Annotated in this window: 14 protein-coding genes; 9 read left to right on the top strand and 5 right to left on the bottom strand. The window is 71.2% G+C overall.

Annotated elements, in window-relative coordinates; translation table 11 throughout:
* The first annotated feature begins 483 nt into the window (after positions 1-483).
* The 4 genes from ABZ823_RS12095 (at position 484) to ybaK (ending at position 4,568) form a co-directional block, all read left to right on the top strand.
* Positions 484-2,064 (top strand): oxidoreductase, encoded by a 1,581-nt coding sequence (locus ABZ823_RS12095; protein WP_361657471.1) that lies wholly within the window; start codon positions 484-486, stop codon positions 2,062-2,064.
* Positions 2,065-2,223: 159 nt separating this feature from the next.
* Positions 2,224-3,261, top strand: a complete 1,038-nt coding sequence (locus tag ABZ823_RS12090) for a hypothetical protein (RefSeq protein WP_361657468.1) — start codon at positions 2,224-2,226, stop codon at positions 3,259-3,261.
* An 11-nt stretch (positions 3,262-3,272) separates the two neighbouring features.
* Positions 3,273-4,013 carry an LON peptidase substrate-binding domain-containing protein gene (locus tag ABZ823_RS12085; protein ID WP_361657466.1) on the top strand — a complete coding sequence of 247 codons (741 nt, stop codon included), beginning with the start codon at positions 3,273-3,275 and terminating at the stop codon, positions 4,011-4,013.
* Positions 4,014-4,040: 27 nt separating this feature from the next.
* On the top strand, positions 4,041-4,568 hold the full coding sequence (ybaK, locus tag ABZ823_RS12080; protein ID WP_361657464.1) for a Cys-tRNA(Pro) deacylase: 528 nt from the start codon (positions 4,041-4,043) through the stop codon (positions 4,566-4,568).
* Positions 4,569-4,827: 259 nt separating this feature from the next.
* On the opposite strand, the gene ABZ823_RS12075 is transcribed toward ybaK, so the two are convergent.
* From ABZ823_RS12075 to ABZ823_RS12060, 4 genes are all read right to left on the bottom strand, one after another.
* Positions 4,828-5,517: an AAA family ATPase gene (locus ABZ823_RS12075; RefSeq protein ID WP_361657461.1), complete on the bottom strand. Its 690-nt coding sequence runs from the start codon at positions 5,515-5,517 to the stop codon at positions 4,828-4,830.
* A 34-nt stretch (positions 5,518-5,551) separates the two neighbouring features.
* A complete protein-coding gene (locus ABZ823_RS12070; protein ID WP_361657458.1) occupies positions 5,552-6,370 on the bottom strand; it encodes an ABC transporter permease in 819 nt (272 codons plus the stop codon).
* Positions 6,371-6,461: 91 nt separating this feature from the next.
* Positions 6,462-7,436, bottom strand: a complete 975-nt coding sequence (locus ABZ823_RS12065) for an ABC transporter ATP-binding protein (RefSeq protein ID WP_361657546.1) — start codon at positions 7,434-7,436, stop codon at positions 6,462-6,464.
* 110 nt (positions 7,437-7,546) lie between these two features.
* On the bottom strand, positions 7,547-8,761 hold the full coding sequence (locus ABZ823_RS12060) for an NYN domain-containing protein (protein WP_361657455.1): 1,215 nt from the start codon (positions 8,759-8,761) through the stop codon (positions 7,547-7,549).
* A 225-nt stretch (positions 8,762-8,986) separates the two neighbouring features.
* On the opposite strand from ABZ823_RS12060, the gene ABZ823_RS12055 reads away from it, so the two are divergent.
* Positions 8,987-9,169 (top strand): hypothetical protein, encoded by a 183-nt coding sequence (locus tag ABZ823_RS12055; protein WP_361657452.1) that lies wholly within the window; start codon positions 8,987-8,989, stop codon positions 9,167-9,169.
* 107 nt (positions 9,170-9,276) lie between these two features.
* On the opposite strand, the gene dnaE is transcribed toward ABZ823_RS12055, so the two are convergent.
* Positions 9,277-12,816 (bottom strand): DNA polymerase III subunit alpha, encoded by a 3,540-nt coding sequence (dnaE, locus tag ABZ823_RS12050; protein ID WP_361657449.1) that lies wholly within the window; start codon positions 12,814-12,816, stop codon positions 9,277-9,279.
* A 295-nt stretch (positions 12,817-13,111) separates the two neighbouring features.
* Here dnaE and ABZ823_RS12045 point away from each other — a divergent pair, with 295 nt between their 5' ends.
* The 4 genes from ABZ823_RS12045 (at position 13,112) to ABZ823_RS12030 (ending at position 17,890) form a co-directional block, all read left to right on the top strand.
* Positions 13,112-14,437 (top strand): DUF2252 domain-containing protein, encoded by a 1,326-nt coding sequence (locus tag ABZ823_RS12045; RefSeq protein ID WP_361657446.1) that lies wholly within the window; start codon positions 13,112-13,114, stop codon positions 14,435-14,437.
* A gap of 113 nt (positions 14,438-14,550) precedes the next feature.
* Positions 14,551-15,237, top strand: a complete 687-nt coding sequence (locus tag ABZ823_RS12040) for a hypothetical protein (protein WP_361657442.1) — start codon at positions 14,551-14,553, stop codon at positions 15,235-15,237.
* Positions 15,238-15,316: 79 nt separating this feature from the next.
* Complete coding sequence (locus ABZ823_RS12035) at positions 15,317-16,135, top strand: thioredoxin domain-containing protein (protein WP_361657439.1); 819 nt, start codon at positions 15,317-15,319, stop codon at positions 16,133-16,135.
* A gap of 93 nt (positions 16,136-16,228) precedes the next feature.
* On the top strand, positions 16,229-17,890 hold the full coding sequence (locus ABZ823_RS12030; RefSeq protein WP_361657436.1) for an alkaline phosphatase D family protein: 1,662 nt from the start codon (positions 16,229-16,231) through the stop codon (positions 17,888-17,890).

Raw genomic sequence — 17,890 nt, 5'->3', positions numbered from 1 at the left:
AGACGGCGACGAGACGCCGGACGGCCGTATCAGTGGCTGATACAGAGCGTGGGCGGGCGGACGGAATCCGTGGCGAGGGGTCCGGCGGCATCGGTCGGTGCGGCGGAGGAGTGAGGCGCCCTGGGCCGCCTGGGGCGACGGCGGCGGGCGGCTCGGGTGCGGGCGCCGCGGGCACCCGGCGGCCGGGCGGCGCAGGCCGGTGCCGCGTCCCCGGAACGTCGGCGTGTCGGGACCATGGTGAGGAGCGGGCGGCGTGCCGGCACCGCGAGGGGCGGCGCCCTCCCGGGCAGGGGCGCCGCTCGCCGAGTGGGTGATGGCCGGATCGGGTGGTTTGGGAGCCGCCGGGGGCCACCGGGGGTGGCCGGATCCGGTGGCTGGTACGGGACCCGGAAGATCACCTTCACCGTCAGCGTTCGGCCCGTCACACAGCGGGCATGAACGGTCGTACGAAACTCGCGAGTAGCCGGGGAGGAAGGAAAAGCCGTGACCCAGGGTGTCGGCATCCACGCCGGGGACCTGCCGGACGACCTGACCGCCACGGAGGCGGGAATGTGGCAGGCCTTCCGCAATGGCAGCGTGTACGACCTGCGCTGCGGCGACCCCGTCATGGACGATCCGCACGGGGGCCACCCCTGGGGTCCCGAACGCAGTGTCCGGGCGCGCATGGTGGCCTGGCTGCTGCTGGACGGACCGCCCGCTCTGCCGGGTCGCGTGGCCTCGCTCAAGCTGACCGGTGTGCGGATCATCGACGCGCTGGACCTGGCGGGCGGCACGATCGTCCCCTTCGTGGAGCTGAAGGGCTGCCGGTTCGAGAAGGAGATCCTGCTGCCCGAGGCCCGCTTCACGACCCTGCGGCTGGTGGACTGCTCGGTGCCGCGTCTGGAGGCGGCGCGGGTGCACACGGAGGGCGATCTGCATCTGCCGCGCTGCCGCTTCCAGGGCGGGGTACGGCTCACCGACGCGCACATCGGCACCGACCTGCTGCTCAACCAGGCCGTCGTCTACCGGGACCGGCGCGGTCGCTCGATCACCGCGGACGGGCTGAGCGTCGGGCAGGACCTCCAGGCCGAGATGCTGGAGTCGCAGGGCGAGCTGAGCCTGCGCAGCGCCACCGTCGGCGTCTCGCTGAGCCTGCGCGGCGCCCGGCTGGCCAACCCGTACACCCGGCTGGCGCTGAACGCCCCGCAGCTGACGGTCGAGCGGACGCTGTATCTGACCCCCGCGGGTGTCGGCAATCCGCTGCTGACCAGTGGCACCACGCCCGCGCGCGGTACGCGGGTGCAGCCGTTCGAGTGCCGGGGCGGGGTACGGCTGGACGACGGGCGGTTCGGAGACTCGGTCGATCTGGACCGGGCCCGGTTCATCCTCGACGACGAGCAGGAGCTGTCCCTGCGCCGGGTCCAGACGCCCGAGCTGCGCTTCCTGGGCGAGCGGCCCGAGCGCGGCAAGGTGGTCCTCTCGGGCGCGCGGATCGTGAACCTGATCGACCGGTGGGCCAGCTGGCCGGGCCCGGGCAATCTGCACATGGGCGGCTTCGCCTACGAGAACCTCGTGCCGCAGGACGCCTTCCCGCTCGCCCGGCGCCTGGAGTGGGTGGCGGCGGCGACCGCCGAGTACAACCCCGAGCCCTACGAACGGCTCGCGGCCGTGCTGCGCGGCTCCGGCGAGGACGAGGACGCGCGCGAGGTGCTGCTCGCCAAGCAGCGGCGGCGCCGCGAGACGCTGCCGCCCGCGGCCAAGCTGTGGGGTTACGCACAGGACTGGACGGTCGCCTACGGCTACCGGCCCGGCCGTGCGGCGGTGTGGATGGCGGTGCTGTGGGCGGCGGCCTCGGTCGCCTTCTCGCACGCGAGCCATCCGCCGGTCAGCAAGGACGGGCACCCGGAGTGGAACCCCTCGCTGTTCGCGCTGGACCTGCTGCTGCCGGTCATCGATCTCGGCCAGGTGAGCCAGTGGCGGCTGAGCGGAGGGTGGCAGTGGCTGTCGGCGGTGGTCATCCTGCTCGGCTGGATCCTGGCGACGACGGTCGCGGCGGGGGCGACCCGGCTGCTGCGGCGCAACTGAGGCCCCGTCCGCGGAGCCGCGGCACAGAGACCGCATACGCCCTCAACAGCGGCGAAACAGTCGTTCTTTGCCCACTCTTGACTGTTGAGAATACAACTAAAACGGGTTACGCATTTGTGCTGGCGCGCCCCGACCTGCGCCTTTTCAATGGTCGACACCATGGCACTGCTACGCGCGTTCATCCACAGGGCACGGATGGCACGTACGACCCCCCACCTCGCCGACGGGCTGCCTGCGGACGACGAGGTGCTGCTCGACGCGCCCGACGAGCGGCTGGCCCCCGCCCTGGCGGCGGCCGGGCTCGGCGACCACGGCCCGGCGGCGGAGCTGCTCGCGGCCACCCGTCAGGCCGGCGAGTGGGAGGACCGCGACCGGTATGCGGCGCGGCTCGCCGCCTTCGCGCGCTCCCGCGACGAGTGGTTCGCGCACTGGTGCGCCACCGCCCCGGACGACCCGGACGCGCTGCTGGTCAGGGCGGAGCTGGCGGTGACCCGGAGCTGGCAGTCGCCGGCTCGCGTCGAACTGCTGCGGGACGTCGGCCCGTTGGTCAGGGCGGCGGCCGAGGGCGACTCCTGGGACCCGGTGCCGTGGCGGGTGGCACTCGACCACGCCCGCGGCGTCGGCGCGGACCACACCGAGTTCGAGCGGCTGTGGGGCGAGGCGGTGCGCCGCTCCCCCCACCACTACGGCTGCCATGTCGCGGCGCTGGAGTACCTCTCGGCGGTCTGGCACGGCTCGCACGGCGAGTGCTTCGACTTCGCCGAGACCGCCGCGCAGGACGCGCCGTCCGGCTCCCTGGTTCAGGCGCTGCCCCTGCGCGCCGCCTACGGGTATCTGACGGACGACGGCGGGGCGGTGGTCTCCCGCGGCCGGCTGGACGCGGCGGCGGACCGGGCGATGGCGTTGTCGTCGCGGTACGCGCCCGCGGATCCACGGCCTGCCGAGGTCCGCAACCTCCTCACCTGCGTCCTGGTCGGACTGGGGCGCCGGCAGGACGCGCTGACGCAGTTGCGCCTGATCGGGCCGTACGCCACCTCGTTCCCCTGGGACGGGGCCGGTGACGATCCGCTGGGCCGTTTTTTGGACCTGCGCAGGGACCTCCGCCGGGAGGTGGCGGCGGCGCAAGCCCTCCCCTCGACCCGGCCGCTTCTCCCACGGAGTGAACGCGCCGGACGCGCCCCCGCCCGCGACCATTAGGCTTTCCGGTCGTGACCACCGTCCGGCTTCCGCTCTTCCCACTCAACTCGGTGCTGTTCCCGGGGCTCGTGCTCCCGCTGAACATCTTCGAGGAGCGCTATCGCGCCCTGATGCGCACCCTGCTGAAGACCCCAGAGGACGAACCGCGCCGTTTCGCCGTCGTCGCCATCCGCGATGGGTACGAGGTGGCCCCCAGCGCGCCGGGCATGCCGGATCCGACGGCCCAGCCCGAGCGCGGACCCGCGGCGGGCTTCGGCGCCGACCCGGCCAAGGCGTTCCACGGGGTGGGCTGCGTCGCGGACGCGGCGACGATCCGGGAGCGGCCCGACGGCACGTTCGAGGTGCTCGCGACGGGCACGACACGGGTCCGGCTGCTCTCGGTGGACGCGTCGGGTCCCTTCCTGACGGCCGAGCTGGAGGAGTTGCCGGAGGAGCCGGGCGACGAGGCCGGCGCCCTCGCCGAGGGTGTGCTGCGAGCGTTCCGCCAGTACCAGAAGCGGCTCGCGGGCGCACGGGAGAGGTCCCTGTCGACGGGCGCGGACCTGCCGGACGAACCGGCGGTGGTGTCCTACCTGGTGGCGGCCGCGGTGATGCTGGACACACCGACGAAACAGCGGCTGCTCCAGGCCCCGGACACCGCCTCACGCCTGCGCGACGAGCTGAAACTCCTGCGCGCGGAGACCGCGATCATCCGTAGTCTGCCGTCCTTGCCCGCGTCGGAGCTGACGCGGAGTCCGACAAGTCTGAACTGACGTACGACTTTCGAGGAACAGGCCGGGATGGCGAAGAAGGCGAAGAAGCAGCAGGAACAAAGCGCTGCTGGTGGGCGACGGGCGGGCGGGACTCCGGCGACGGTGGCACTGACGGCCGCGGGTGTGGACTTCACGGTCCACTCCTACGACCACGACCCCTCCCACCCGTCCTACGGCGAGGAAGCGGCCGAGGCGATGGGGGTCTCCCCGGACCGGGTCTTCAAGACGCTGGTGGCCGACGTGGACGGCACGCTGGTGGTCGGGGTGGTCCCGGTGGCGGGCTCGCTGGATCTGAAGGCGCTGGCCACGGCGGTGGGCGGCAAGCGGGCGACGATGGCGGACCCGGCGCTGGCCGAGCGCACGACGGGCTATGTGCGCGGCGGCATCTCCCCTCTGGGCCAGCGCAAGAGACTGCGTACGGTCCTGGACGCGTCGGCGTCGTCGTACGACACGATCTGCGTCTCGGCGGGCCGCCGGGGCCTGGAGGTGGAGCTGTCCCCGAAGGACCTGGCGGCCCTCACGGAGGCGACCCTGGCTCCCATCGGCCGGGCCTGACTCGACGAACGGCCCGTCCTCGGCTAGTACGGATATATGTCGAAGAGGACACGCAAGCGCAAATGGCGCATGAAGAAGGGCCACGCGAACCACGGCCACCGTCCGGCGTGACCACGCCCCTCCCCCGGTGCCGGGCAGCCTCGCACGGCTGCCCCGGCGCCCTCGGGAAGGATTCGACGGCCGCGTACGGGCCGCCCCGCCGACGCGCGTCCCCACGGTCCGCGCACGGCCCGGGCGCGTCCCCTCGCCCGCGTAGGGCCTACGCCACCGGCGGCGCGGCCGATCCGTACGGCGTCGTATAGGGGTCGGGGTCCCGGGGGCCGAACAGCGCCGTCAGGCCGAGGTGCACCACCAGTGCCGCCACCGGCCAGGCCAGCAGCGCACCCTTCGCCCCCAGCTTCAGCGGCGCCGAGAACGTCACGCCCTTGCCCACGGCCTTGGCGTGCGCGAGCACGTTCTGCGTGGGCCCGAGCCAGACGCCCGCCCGCCACGCGAGCAGGGAGCCGAGCAGTCCGCCGAGGGCGAGCGCCGCGACCAGCGGCACTCCGCCCCGCTTGCGCACCAGGAACACGACCAGCGCGCTGAGCGCCCCGAACCCGAGCGCGAGCAGCGCGAACGTCCCGTCCACCCCGATCGCCTGCTCCCCCTCGGTGTCCTTCAGATAGACGACCCAGGCGTTGTCGACCACGTCCCCCACCAGCGGCACGCGCGGCGCGAGCCATGACCACAGCACCCCGAGCAGCACCCCGGCGAGCGCGACACCCACCGTGATCACGGCGGCCTCCCGCAGCTCGGTCTTCATACCGGGTCCGTCCGCGCCGTAGGCGGCCGTGGCGCCGTGCGGAGCGGGGCCCATCCCGGGAGGGGCCGACACGGCTTGCCACCCGCCGCGCGAAGAGTGCGGGGGCTGTTCATGCGGCGGCGGAGGCGGAGTCAACGGAGCGGTCACCTTCACATCCTGCCAGTCGTGTCTGTCAGCCGCGTCACCGGACGGCCGCCCGGCGGTAGGCCCAGGTCGCCAGGGCCAGCGAAGCCGTCCCGACCGCGGCGCACACGGCCAGGTCACCGAGGACCAACGGCCAGTCCGGGTGCCCCCCGAAGGTCCGCGCAAACGCCTCGACCCCGTACGTGGACGGCAGCAGATCCCGTACGACCTGGACGGCATCCGGCATCCGGTGGGCCGGCAGCACCCCCAGCAGCAGCGCCGCCGACATGCCCAACTGCCCGAGCAGGGTCGCCAGTTCGGGGCGAGGCGCGAGCAGGCCGAGGGCGGCGCCGAGTCCGGACAGCGCGGCCCCGCAGAGCGGGATCACCGCCGCCAGCACCCACAGGTGGGCGAGCGGCAGCCCGAACAGCGCGCAGCCGAAGACGGCGGTCACCACGGTCCCGGGCACGGTGAAGGAGGCGTAGGCGCCCGCCGCGCCCAGCACCACCGCGGCCGCCGGCACCGGCAGCGTCGCGTAGTGATCGAGCCCGCCGCTGGCGCGCAGCTGACCGAAGTACTGCGCCAGCAGGTTCAGACCGACGTACGCGACCACCAGCACGGACGCCCCGGCGACCACGGACCGGGCGTCGTCCCCACCGTCCACGACCCCGCGCATCATGATCATGATGCCGATCGACTGGAAGGTCGCCACGAACAGCAGGGGAATCCGCGCGACCCGCGCCCGGGAGAGCTGCGCCCGGTAGACGGCGACGAGCGACGGCCACAACCGTGCCCGCGGCCCCAGGTCGGTCTCGCCCGGGGCACCGCTCTCCGCCACACGGGCGCCGGGCAGAACCTCGGCGGGTACGACACTCACGTCGCGCTGCTCCTCTTCGTTCCTGCCGTCGGCCCGTCCCCCACGGACACGACGCCCCTTGCGCTGCATACGGACCCGACGCCGCGGGCGCTCATGCCTTCACCAGTCCCTGCCGGGTGCTGCCGCCGAGCGCCAGGTAGACGTCCTCCAGGCTGGGGGTGGCCAGAGTGAAGTCGTCGAGGGCGGCGAAGGCGGCACCCCCGGTGACGGTGGCGACGGCCGCGCGTGCCTCCTCCGGGGCCATGCGCAGTGACCAGCGGCGCCCGGACTCGACGGCTCGGGCACGCAGTGCCGCCACCTCGGGGACCTCCAGCGGTGCCTGCTCGCGCCACACGAGTTCGACCCGTACCTCGCCGGCGATCCGCTCCTTGAGCCCGGCCGGGGTGTCACAGGCGATGACCCGCCCCCGGTCGAGGACGGCGACCCGGTCCAGGACGGTCTCGGCCTCGATGACATTGTGGGTGACCAGCAGCACGGTCGTCCCGCGCTCGGCCCGCCGCCGGTCCACGGCCGCCCACACCGCGCGCCGTGCGAGGGGGTCCATCCCGGTCGTCGGCTCGTCGAGCACGAGCAGCGGCCGCTCCCCCATGAGCGCGGCGGCGAAGCAGGCCAGCCGGCGCTGGCCGCCGGAGAGCCTCTTCAGCGGCCGCCCGGCGATCGGCGTGAGTCCGAGTTCGTCGAACACCGCGTCCCGCTCCGCACGAGCCCGTCGCGGTTCGAGACCGCGCAGTCGCCCGGTCGTCTCGGCGGCGAGGGAGACGGTCAGCTCGTCGAGGGCGGTGGACTCCTGGCCCAGGTAGGCGAGGACGCGCGCGGCCCGCTCGGGGTGGCGCACGATGTCATGGCCGAGGATCTCGACGCTGCCGCGGTCGGGCCGCATCAGTCCCGTCAGCTGGCGTACGAGGGTGGACTTGCCGGCGCCGTTCGGCCCGAGCAGCCCGAAGATCTCCCCGCGCCCGACGTCCAGCCGTACGTCGTCGGTCGCCCGCACCTCGGGCGTCCCGGGCGTGCCGCGCCGACTCCGTACCGCGGGATAGGTCTTGGTCAGCCCGCGCACGGCGCACACGACATCGCCACCCTGCCGTTGTGCCTGTGCGGTGCGCGTACTCACAAAGGACGAGGGTAAGGGGTGGCGGACGCCGAGCGGCCCTCGGGGCCCGCCCGGTCCTCCGTGGGCTACTCGCCGGCGGGCGCGTGCTCCGCCGTCGTGCGCTGGTCGATCTCCCGCCAGAATCCCGCCCGGATCGCGTACCGGTCGTGCTCGTCGATCTGGTCGTCCTTGTGCGCGAGCAGGCCGAAGCGCGCCGCGTAACGCAGCAGTTCCCCGTCGATGCGGTGCGGCACCCGCGGATACATGCCCGAAAGTCTCGTCAGGTGGGTGTGGTCGGCGAGGCGCCCGATCCAGCGCCGGGCGAACACCTGTCCTACCTCGTAGGGGTCGCCGCCGACCGTGGTGATGTCCTCCTCCCGGTCGGCCCACCGCTGCTCCGCGGTCGTCAGCTGAGCGAGCGTGGGCAGGGAGGCGGCCTCCGGCGACTCCGCTCCGGCCGGCCGGTCCACCCATCCCTTGTCGGACGACCAGCGCAGTGTCGCCCCGGTGGGCTGCTGCGCGATCTGCGGCCCGGGGGCCCGCAGGGCGGCCAGGTCCTTCGGCGTGGGCACGCCCTTGGACGCCGGTACGGGCTCCTGGGCGCCGTTGCGCGACGCGGGCGCCGTGACGTGCTCCGGTTCCGGCGCCGACTGGTCCGTCGTGGCCGCGAGCGCCGACTCGGGCAGCGGCGCGGACAGGATCGCGGCGATCTCCGGACGCGGGGCCGGCGGGGGCGCGCACACCCCGCCCTGTTCCTTGGCGCGTACCGCCTGGGTGATCCAGGCCCGGTCGAGCACCCTCCGCTCGTCGGCCTCGGCGACCAGATCCTCGGACTGGTTGTAGTCGCCGTCAGCGGCCTGCACGGCCCACAGGTGCACGGCGACCCCGTGCTCCTTGGCGGCCATCATGCCCGGCAGCAGGTCCCCGTCGCCGGTGACGAGCACCACGTCGGAGCAGGCGCGGTTGCGGGCCAGCTCGGTCAGCTCGGCGTGCATCGCTGCGTCGACGCCCTTCTGCGCCCACCGCCCGTCGCTGCGGGTCAGCGCGCCCAGCCGCACGGTCACCCGGGGCATCACGCGCAGCCTTCGGTGTTCGGGCTGCGGGACCCGGTCGGGGGCGCCGTCGAACCAGTAGATGCGCAGCAGGGGCCGTTCCGTGTCGGACTCGGCGCGTTCGCGCAGCCCCTGGATGAGGGCGGCGTGGTCGACGGTGATCCGGGACCTCGAGGGCTCCCCGGCGAGCAGGCTGGCGGCAGCCCCCAGCAGATACCCGGCGTCCACCAGGACGATGCAGCGGTCCACGCGTTCCACCCTCTTTCCGGGAGGTTTGCTTCGGGCTTCCTTCGAGTCTGCCCGACCTCGGGGAGGTTAACGGCCCGAACTGGATCTTCGGCGTGGCGGATCGGGGGCGCCTCCGCACAACAGGCGTTATCACACACGGTAATTATCCGACATGCGCCTGTTGTCAGGCTATGTGAATCTGGTCCCGACTCTGGCCCTCAGATCCCCCACAGGAGGCAGATCACCATGGCCAAGAACAAGAACCGCAAGCAGGCGGGCCCGCAGAACCGCTCCTCCAAGGCCGAGCAGGCACAGGAGCAGGGGCAGAGGTCCTCCGCCACCGAGACGCACGAGTCCCCGGTGGCGCAGGTCCAGGGCAGCCCTGCGGACGTCGCACGGAAGAAGAAGCAGAGCTTCGGCCACAACTGAAGCCCGCATCAGGGAACCTGAAGCCCCACGGCCCAAAGGGGCCCCGATACACACCGAGGGGCGCGCCCTTTGCAGGATGCGCCCCTCGCGTACGCCGCTGTGAACGGTCAGCCCGCCAGGCAGGAGGGTCCGAGCAGGACCTTCAGATCGCCGTAGAGCGCGGGGTCCGGCTTGACGCGGTGACGGTCCAGCCTGAGAACGGTCGTCTTGCGCGGCCCCTGGAGTTTGATGCGCACCTCGCTGTCGCCCTTGTGCTGGCTGAGGATCTCGCCGAGGCGGCTCACCATCGGCGGGGTGACCTTCATCGCGGGGATGGTGAGCACCACGGGCGCGTTGGTGCCCGCGTTGGACAGGTCCGGGACCATCAGTTCCATCGCGACCAGCCGCGGCACGTCCTCGCGCTTGTCGAGACGGCCCTTGACGAACACCACGGCGTCCTCGACGAGTTGGGTCGACACCAGCTGGTAGGTCGCCGGGAAGAACATGCACTCGATCGAGCCGGCGAGGTCCTCGACCGTGGCGATCGCCCAGGCGTTGCCCTGCTTGGTCATCTTGCGCTGGAGGCCCGAGATGATGCCGCCGATGGTGACGACCGCGCCGTCCGCGTGCTCACCTCCGGTGAGCTGCGCGATGCCCGCGTCGGCCTTGTCGGACAGCACATGCTCCAGACCGAACAGCGGGTGGTCGGAGACGTAGAGACCGAGCATCTCCCGCTCCTGAGCGAGCAGATAGGTCTTGTCCCACTCCTCGTCGGTGAAGGTGACGTCCAGACCGAAGCCCGGCTCGCTGCTCTGCTCCTCCCCCATGCCGCCGAAGAGGTCGAACTGACCCTCGGCCTCCTTGCGCTTGACCGCGACCACGTTGTCGATCATCGGCTCGTACTGCGCGGTGAGGCCCTTGCGGGTGTGCCCCATCGTGTCGAAGGCGCCCGCCTTGATCAGCGATTCCGTGGTCCGCTTGTTGCAGACCACCGCGTCGACCTTGTCGAGGTAGTCCGGGAAGGACGTGTACTTGCCCTTGGCCTTGCGGCACTTGATGATCGACTCGACGACGTTCGTCCCCACGTTGCGCACGGCGGAGAGGCCGAAGAGGATCACGTCGTCGCCCTGCGCGGCGAAGTTCGCCTCCGACTCGTTGACGTTCGGCGGGAGCACCTTGATGCCCATGCGCCGGCACTCGTTCAGATAGACGGCCGACTTGTCCTTGTCGTCCTTGACCGAGGTGAGCAGCGCGGCCATGTACTCGGCGGGGTGGTTCGCCTTGAGATAGGCGGTCCAGTACGAGACCAGGCCGTACGCCGCGGAGTGAGCCTTGTTGAAGGCGTAGCCCGCGAACGGGACCAGCACGTCCCACAGGGCCTGGATGGCCTCGTCGCTGTAGCCGTTCTTGCGGGCGCCGGCCTGGAAGATGGTGAAGTTCTTCGCCAGCTCCTCGGGCTTCTTCTTGCCCATCACGCGGCGGAGGATGTCGGCCTCGCCGAGCGAGTACCCGGCGATGATCTGGGCGGCCTTCTGCACCTGCTCCTGGTAGACGATCAGGCCGTAGGTGACGTCCAGGACCTCCTTGAGCGGTTCCTCCAGCTCCGGGTGGATCGGCGTGATCTCCTGCTGGCCGTTCTTGCGCAGCGCGTAGTTGGTGTGGGAGTTCATGCCCATCGGGCCCGGGCGGTACAGGGCCGACACGGCGGAGATGTCTTCGAAGTTGTCCGGCTTCATGAGGCGCAGCAGGGAGCGCATGGGGCCGCCGTCGAACTGGAAGACACCGAGCGTGTCACCGCGCTGGAGCAGGTCGAAGGTCGTGGGATCGTCCAGCGGCAGCGCCAGCAGGTCGATGTCGGCGCCCTTGTTGGACTTCACCATCTTGACGGCGTCGTCCATGATCGTCAGGTTGCGCAGGCCGAGGAAGTCCATCTTCAGCAGGCCGAGCGACTCGCAACTCGGGTAGTCCCACTGGGTGATGGTCACGCCGTCGGTGTGCCGGACCCAGACGGGCACGTGCTCGGTGATGGTCTCGCTGGACATGATCACGCCGGCCGCGTGCACACCCATCTGCCGCACCAGGCCCTCGACGCCCTTCGCGGTGTCGATGACCTTCTTCACGTCCGGCTCGTTCTCGTACATCCCGCGCACCTCGGCCGCCTCCGAGTAGCGCGGGTGGTTCGGGTCGGTGATGCCGGACAGGGGGATGCCCTTGCCGAGGACGTCGGCGGGCATGGCCTTGGTGATGCGGTCGCCCATCGCGTACGGGTAGCCCAGCACGCGCGCGGAGTCCTTGATCGCGTTCTTGGCCTTGATGGTGCCGTAGGTGCCGATCATGGCGACCTTGTCGGCGCCGTACTTCTCCGTCACGTACCGGATCACCTCGACGCGCCTGCGCTCGTCGAAGTCGATGTCGACGTCGGGCATGGAGATGCGCTCGGGATTGAGGAACCGCTCGAAGATCAGCCCGTGCGGGATCGGGTCGAGGTCGGTGATGCCCATGGCGTAGGCGACGATCGAGCCCGCCGCGGAGCCTCGGCCGGGGCCGACCGCGATGCCCTGCTTCTTGGCCCACATGATGAAGTCGGCGACCACGAGGAAGTAGCCCGGGAAGCCCATCGAGATGATGACGTCCATCTCGTACTCGGCCTGCTTCTGACGGTCCTCCGGGACGCCGCCCGGGTAGCGGCGCTCCATGCCGCGGCGGACCTCCTCCTGGAACCAGGTGACCTCGGTGTAGCCCTCCGGGATGTCGAACTTGGGCATGAGGTCGCGCTTCTCGAACATGCCGGTGGTGTCGACCATCTCGGTGACGAGAAGCGTGTTGGCGCAGCCCTCCTGCCAGGCGTCCGAGGAGTCGATGGCGTACATCTCGTCCGTGGACTTCAGGTAGTAGCCGGTGCCGTCGAACTTGAAGCGGTCCGGGTCGGAGAGGTTCTTGCCGGTCTGGATGCACAGCAGGGCGTCGTGGGCGCCGGCCTCGTGCGCGTAGGTGTAGTGCGAGTCGTTGGTGACCAGCGGCGGGATGCCGAGCTTCTTCCCGATCTCCAGCAGGCCGTCGCGGACCCGGCGCTCGATGTCGATGCCGTGGTCCATCAGCTCCAGGAAGTACCTGTCCTTGCCGAAGATGTCCTGGTAGTCGGCGGCGGCCTTCAGCGCCTCGTCGAAGTGGCCGAGGCGCAGCCGGGTCTGCACCTCGCCGGAGGGGCAGCCGGTGGAGGCGACGATCCCCTCGGACCACTGCGCGATGGTCTCCTTGTCCATCCGGGGCCACTTCTGAAGCCAGCCCTCGGCGTACGCGTCCGAGGACAGGCGGAAGAGGTTGTGCAGGCCCGTCCTGTTCACCGCCCACATCGTCTTGTGGGTGTAACCGCCGGAACCGGAGACGTCGTCCCGCTTCTGGTGCGGCTGGCCCCAGAGGATCTTGCGCTTGTTGCGCCGGGACTCGGGGGCGACGTACGCCTCGATGCCGATGATCGGGGTGACCCCGGCCTTCTTCGCGGAGTGGAAGAAGTCGTACGCCCCGTGGAGGTTGCCGTGGTCGGACATGGCGATGTGCGTCATGCCCATCTCGTTGCACGCGTCGAACATGTCCTTCAGCCGCGCGGCACCGTCCAGCAGCGAGTACTGGGTGTGGACGTGCAGGTGCGTGAACGGCGGCTTTGACACGGCTGCGGCCTCCAAGGCGAACGTCGGTCGACGGGTGTCCGACCGGCTGCGGACAGTCTGGGGGGACAGCGTCGAAGTCTATGCCTCGGGACTGACACCCGGCGGGCTTCCCCGCGTACCTTCATCCGGAAGGACACGGACCGCGTCCGTACTTTCGTGCAATGGACACGGGCCTTGCCGTACGCGTCCTCGTGCGGGGGTCGCGGGCACTTTCCGCGTACCGTCGTCCGTTGGAAGGGAACGGGCGAACCGGTCCCACATGTCACGCACCACCTGCACCTGGAGGCACCCCGCGATGTCGGTTCCGCAGCTCGACGCCGAGCAACGCGGCGAGGAGATCCTCGCCGTCTTCGACACCGCCTTCGGCGAGCTGCTCGCCGCCGACCCGGCCGCGTTCCGCGTGAAGTTCCGCAAGATGGCGGCCTCCGCCTTCGCGTTCTACCGGGGCACGGCGTGCCTCTTCTACCACGACCTCGACGCCGAGAGGCGCGGCGGCCCGTACCTGGACGACCGCACCTCCCGGGTGTGGATCCACGGCGACCTGCACGCCGAGAACTTCGGCACGTACATGGATTCCACGGGCCGCCTGATCTTCAACGTGAACGACTTCGACGAGGCGTACGTCGGCCCCTTCACCTGGGACCTGAAGCGCTTCGCCGCCTCCATGGCACTGATCGGGTACGCCAAGGCGCTCAGCGACGACCAGATCACCGAGCTGGTAGGGGTCTACGCGGCGGCCTACCGCGAGCGCGTCCACTCCCTCGCGACCGGCGCCAAGAGGGACGAGGTGCCGCCCTTCACCCTGGACACCGCGCAGGGTCCGCTCCTGGACGCGCTGCGCGACGCCCGCTCGCTGACCCGCTTCGGGCTGCTGGACTCGATGACCGAGATCCGCGACTTCGAGCGCCGCTTCGCGCCCGGCGGCGGCTCCATCGAGCTGGACGCGGCCACGCGCTACAAGGTGCTCGCGGCCTTCGACGGCTATCTCGAGACGCTGCCGGAGACCTCCCTGGCCCGCCCGGACTCCTACCGCGTGAAGGACGTGGTCGGCCGCCGCGGCATCGGCATCGGCTCGGCCGGCCTGCCGTCGTACAACATCCTCCTCGAGGGCCACAGCGACGCCCTGGAGAACGATGTGGTGATCTACATCAAGCAGGCGCAGACCCCGGCCGTCTCCCGCCACGTCACCGACCCGGCGATCCGCGCATACTTCCAGCACGAGGGCCACCGCACGGTGATCTCCCAGCGCGCCCTTCAGGCGCACGCGGACCCCTGGCTGGGCTGGACGGAGCTGGACGGCTCGGGCCAGCTGGTCGCCGAGGTGTCGCCGTACGCCGTGGACCTGGACTGGGGCGACATCGACGACCCGGAGGAGATCGCCGCGGTGGTCGCCGACCTCGGTCGCGCCACGGCCACGATGCACGCGGCGGCGGACGACCAGTCCGGCGAGTCCCTTGTGCCCTTCTCGACGGAGCGGGCCATCGACGCGGCGATCGCCGCCGACGAGACCGGCTTCCCGGAGCTGCTGGTGGACTTCGCCCACACGTACGGGGCCCGCGCGCGTGCCGACCACCAGATCTTCCTGGACCTGTTCCGCAACGGCCGGATCCCCGGCCTGTGAGCCCCCGCCCCCTCGCTCCCTGACCCTCTCGACCACGCCCGCACAACGCTCCCGTAACGCATGGCACCCCTTTAAGGGCGCTTTACGGGAGCACGTGGGAGACTCTCCACGCCATGGACATATCCGGGACCCAGCTCAGAGCCGTACGCGCGGCGCTGTTCACGGCGGTGGTCGTGACGCTCAGCACCGCGTCGCACGTGCTGCTGTCCGAGGTCCCGCTGCCGGTGGGGACAGTGGCCGCGGTCGCGGCCGCCGTCTTCGCCCTCTCCTACGCGCTGGCGGGCCGCGAGCGCGGCTTCGGGCGGATCGCCGCCCTGCTGGTCCCGCTGGAGCTGACCGCGGACACGGTGTTCACCACGGGCCAGCACGCCTGTTACGGCAGGGCGGGCGGCCCTCTCACGGGCCCGCTGCGCTCGGTGGGCCTGGACGTCCTGTGCAGCGGCGGCAGCATGGGCACCCCGCTCACCCGGGTCACCGGCACGGGCACGGACCGGGTCGCGACGCTCCTGGCGCACGCCGATCCGGCGACCGCCTGGCTGCTGCTCGCCGCCCATGTGAGCGTCGGCCTCCTCGCGGCCGTCTGGCTGCGCCGGGGCGAGCGGGCGCTGGCCCAGCTGCTGAGCGCGCTGATGGCGACCACCTTCCGGCCGCTGCTGCTGGCGGTCGCCGCGGTGCGGGTACGCCTCGCGCCGGTCCCCGGGGTGCCGCGCCCCGTCCACCGCACCGCCGCCGCCCGCACCCGCCTGTTCGTGCACTCCCTGGGACGGCGGGGTCCGCCGCGCTCGGTCGCCTTCGGCTAAGGCCGGAGCACTCCAAGAGCACGGAAGCACCCCACCCAACCCGCGCACCCATGTGCGCGCGTCCCTATGGAGATCACCCATGAGCAAGCGGAACAGTCAGACGGCGAAGACGGCGGCCCGGGAGCGGCTGCGCGCGGAGCGCGAGCGCCAGGCCAAGCGCGACAAGGTCAGGCGCCAGTTCATCGTCGCCGCATCGGTCGTCGCCGTCCTGGCGGCGGCGGGCGGCATAGGTTACGCCGTCGTCCAGTCCAACAAGCCCAGCTACTGGGAGGGCCTGAAGAACGCCAAGGTCCTCGCCCCGGCCCACACCACGGGCAGCGACGGCACCACCGTCGTCATCGGCAAGGACACCGCCAAGAAGACCCTCAAGGTCTACGAGGACCCGCGCTGCCCGGTCTGCGCCCAGTTCGAGCAGACGGTCGGCACGACCGTGAAGAAGGACCTCGACGACGGCAAGTTCAAGATCCAGTACATCGGTGCCACGTTCATCGACGGCCACGACAACGGCGTCGGCTCCAAGAACGCGCTGAGCGCCCTCGGTGCCGCGCTCAATGTCAGCCCCGAGGCGTTCCTCGAGTACAAGAGCGCGCTCTACTCGACGAAGTGGCACCCGGACGAGCAGACCGACAAGTTCAAGGACGACAGCTACCTCATCAAGGTCGCAGACACGGTCTCCGCGCTGAAGAACAACACCGAGTTCCAGGACGCGGTCAAGAAGGGCACCTACGACGCCTGGGCGGTGGCCATGTCGAAGACCTTCGACACCAACAAGGACGGCGTGACCGGCACCCCGGGCTTCGTCATGGACGGCAAGAAGCTCACCGCCGACAACCAGGGCACCCCGCTGCTGACGGTGGCCGACTTCAACAGGGTGGTGGACGCGGCCCTCAAGGGCTGACGCCGACCGGCAACCGAGTCTCCGCATGAAGAGCGGGCGAACTTTTCACGTTCGCCCGCTCTCTGTTCGTACTGGTCAGTAATCTGATCGGCCGTGACCAGTCGATACAGATCATCCGAGAGCTCTGGCTCCCTCTCCCCTCGCCGCCGTTCGGTCGTCAAGGCCGCGGCGGCGACTGCTGTCCTGGCCGGCCCGCTGGCCGCCGCGCTTCCGGCCCGCGCCGCCACGGACGCCCCCGCCTTCCTGCACGGTGTCGCCTCCGGCGACCCGCTGCCCGACGGCATCCTGCTGTGGACCCGGGTGACCCCGGTCGCCGAGGCGATACCGGGATCCGGGCTCGGCCCGGACACCGAGGTGAGCTGGGCCGTCGCCAAGGACAAGGCGTTCACCAGCATCGTCGCCAAGGGCTCCACCACCGCGACGGCCGCCTCCGACCACACCGTGAAGGCCGACATCCGCGGCCTGGAAGCGGCCACCGACTACTGGTTCCGGTTCTCGGCCGGCGGTACCGACTCCCCGGTGGCACGCACCCGCACAGCGCCGGCGGCCGACGCGGCCGTCTCCGGCCTGCGTTTCGGCGTGGTCTCCTGCGCCAACTGGGAGGCCGGCTACTTCTCCGCCTACCGCCATCTCGCGGCCCGCAACGACCTGGACGCGTGGCTGCACCTCGGCGACTACATCTACGAGTACGGCACCGGCGGATACGGCACGCGCGGCACTGTGGTGCGCCGGCACGCGCCCACCCACGAGATCCTCACCCTCGCCGACTACCGCATCCGGCACGGCAAGTACAAGACCGACCCGGACCTTCAGGCCCTGCACGCCAAGGCACCCGTCGTCGCGATCTGGGACGACCACGAGTTCGCCAACGACGCCTGGTCGGGCGGCGCCGAGAACCACACCGAGGGCGCCGAGGGCGCCTGGAGCGCCCGTCAGGCCGCCGCCAGGCAGGCCTACTTCGAGTGGATGCCGGTGCGTCCGGCGATCGCCGGCACCACCTACCGTCGGCTGCGCTTCGGCAAGCTCGCCGACCTCTCGCTGCTGGACCTGCGCTCGTTCCGCTCGCAGCAGGTCAAGGTCGGCAACGGCTCGGTCGACGACCCGGACCGAACGCTCACCGGCCGCGCCCAGCTGGACTGGCTGAAGGCCGGCCTGAAGGCCTCCGACACCACCTGGCGGCTGGTCGGCAACTCGGTCATGATCTCGCCGTTCGCCATCGGCTCCCTCTCCGCCGACCTGCTCAAGCCGCTCGCCAAACTGCTCGGCCTGCCGCAGGACGGCCTGGCCCTCAACACCGACCAGTGGGACGGCTACACCGACGACCGCCGGGAGCTGCTCGCCCACCTGCGCTCCAACGCCATCCGCAACACCGTCTTCCTGACCGGTGACATCCACATGGCGTGGGCCAACGACGTGCCGGTGGACGCGGGCACCTACCCGCTGTCGGCGTCGGCGGCCACCGAGTTCGTGGTGACCTCGGTGACCTCCGACAACCTCGACGACATCGTGAAGGTCCCCGAGGGCACCGTCTCCGCCGTCGCCTCGCCGCTCATCAGGGCCGCCAACCGGCACGTCCACTGGGTGGACACCGACCGCCACGGCTACGGCGTGCTGGACCTCACCGCCGAGCGGGCGCAGATGGACTACTACGCCCTGTCCGACCGCGCCAGCGCGAACGCCACCTCCTCCTGGCAGCGCTCGTACCGCACGCGCAGCGGCACGCAGAAGGTCGAGCGCACGTACGACCCGGTGTAA

The sequence above is a fragment of the Streptomyces sp. NPDC047079 genome (genome assembly GCF_040643755.1).
Lineage (GTDB): Bacteria > Actinomycetota > Actinomycetes > Streptomycetales > Streptomycetaceae > Streptomyces.
Note: the sequence above shows the minus strand (reverse complement) of the source record. Positions and strands in the feature narration are given on the sequence as shown.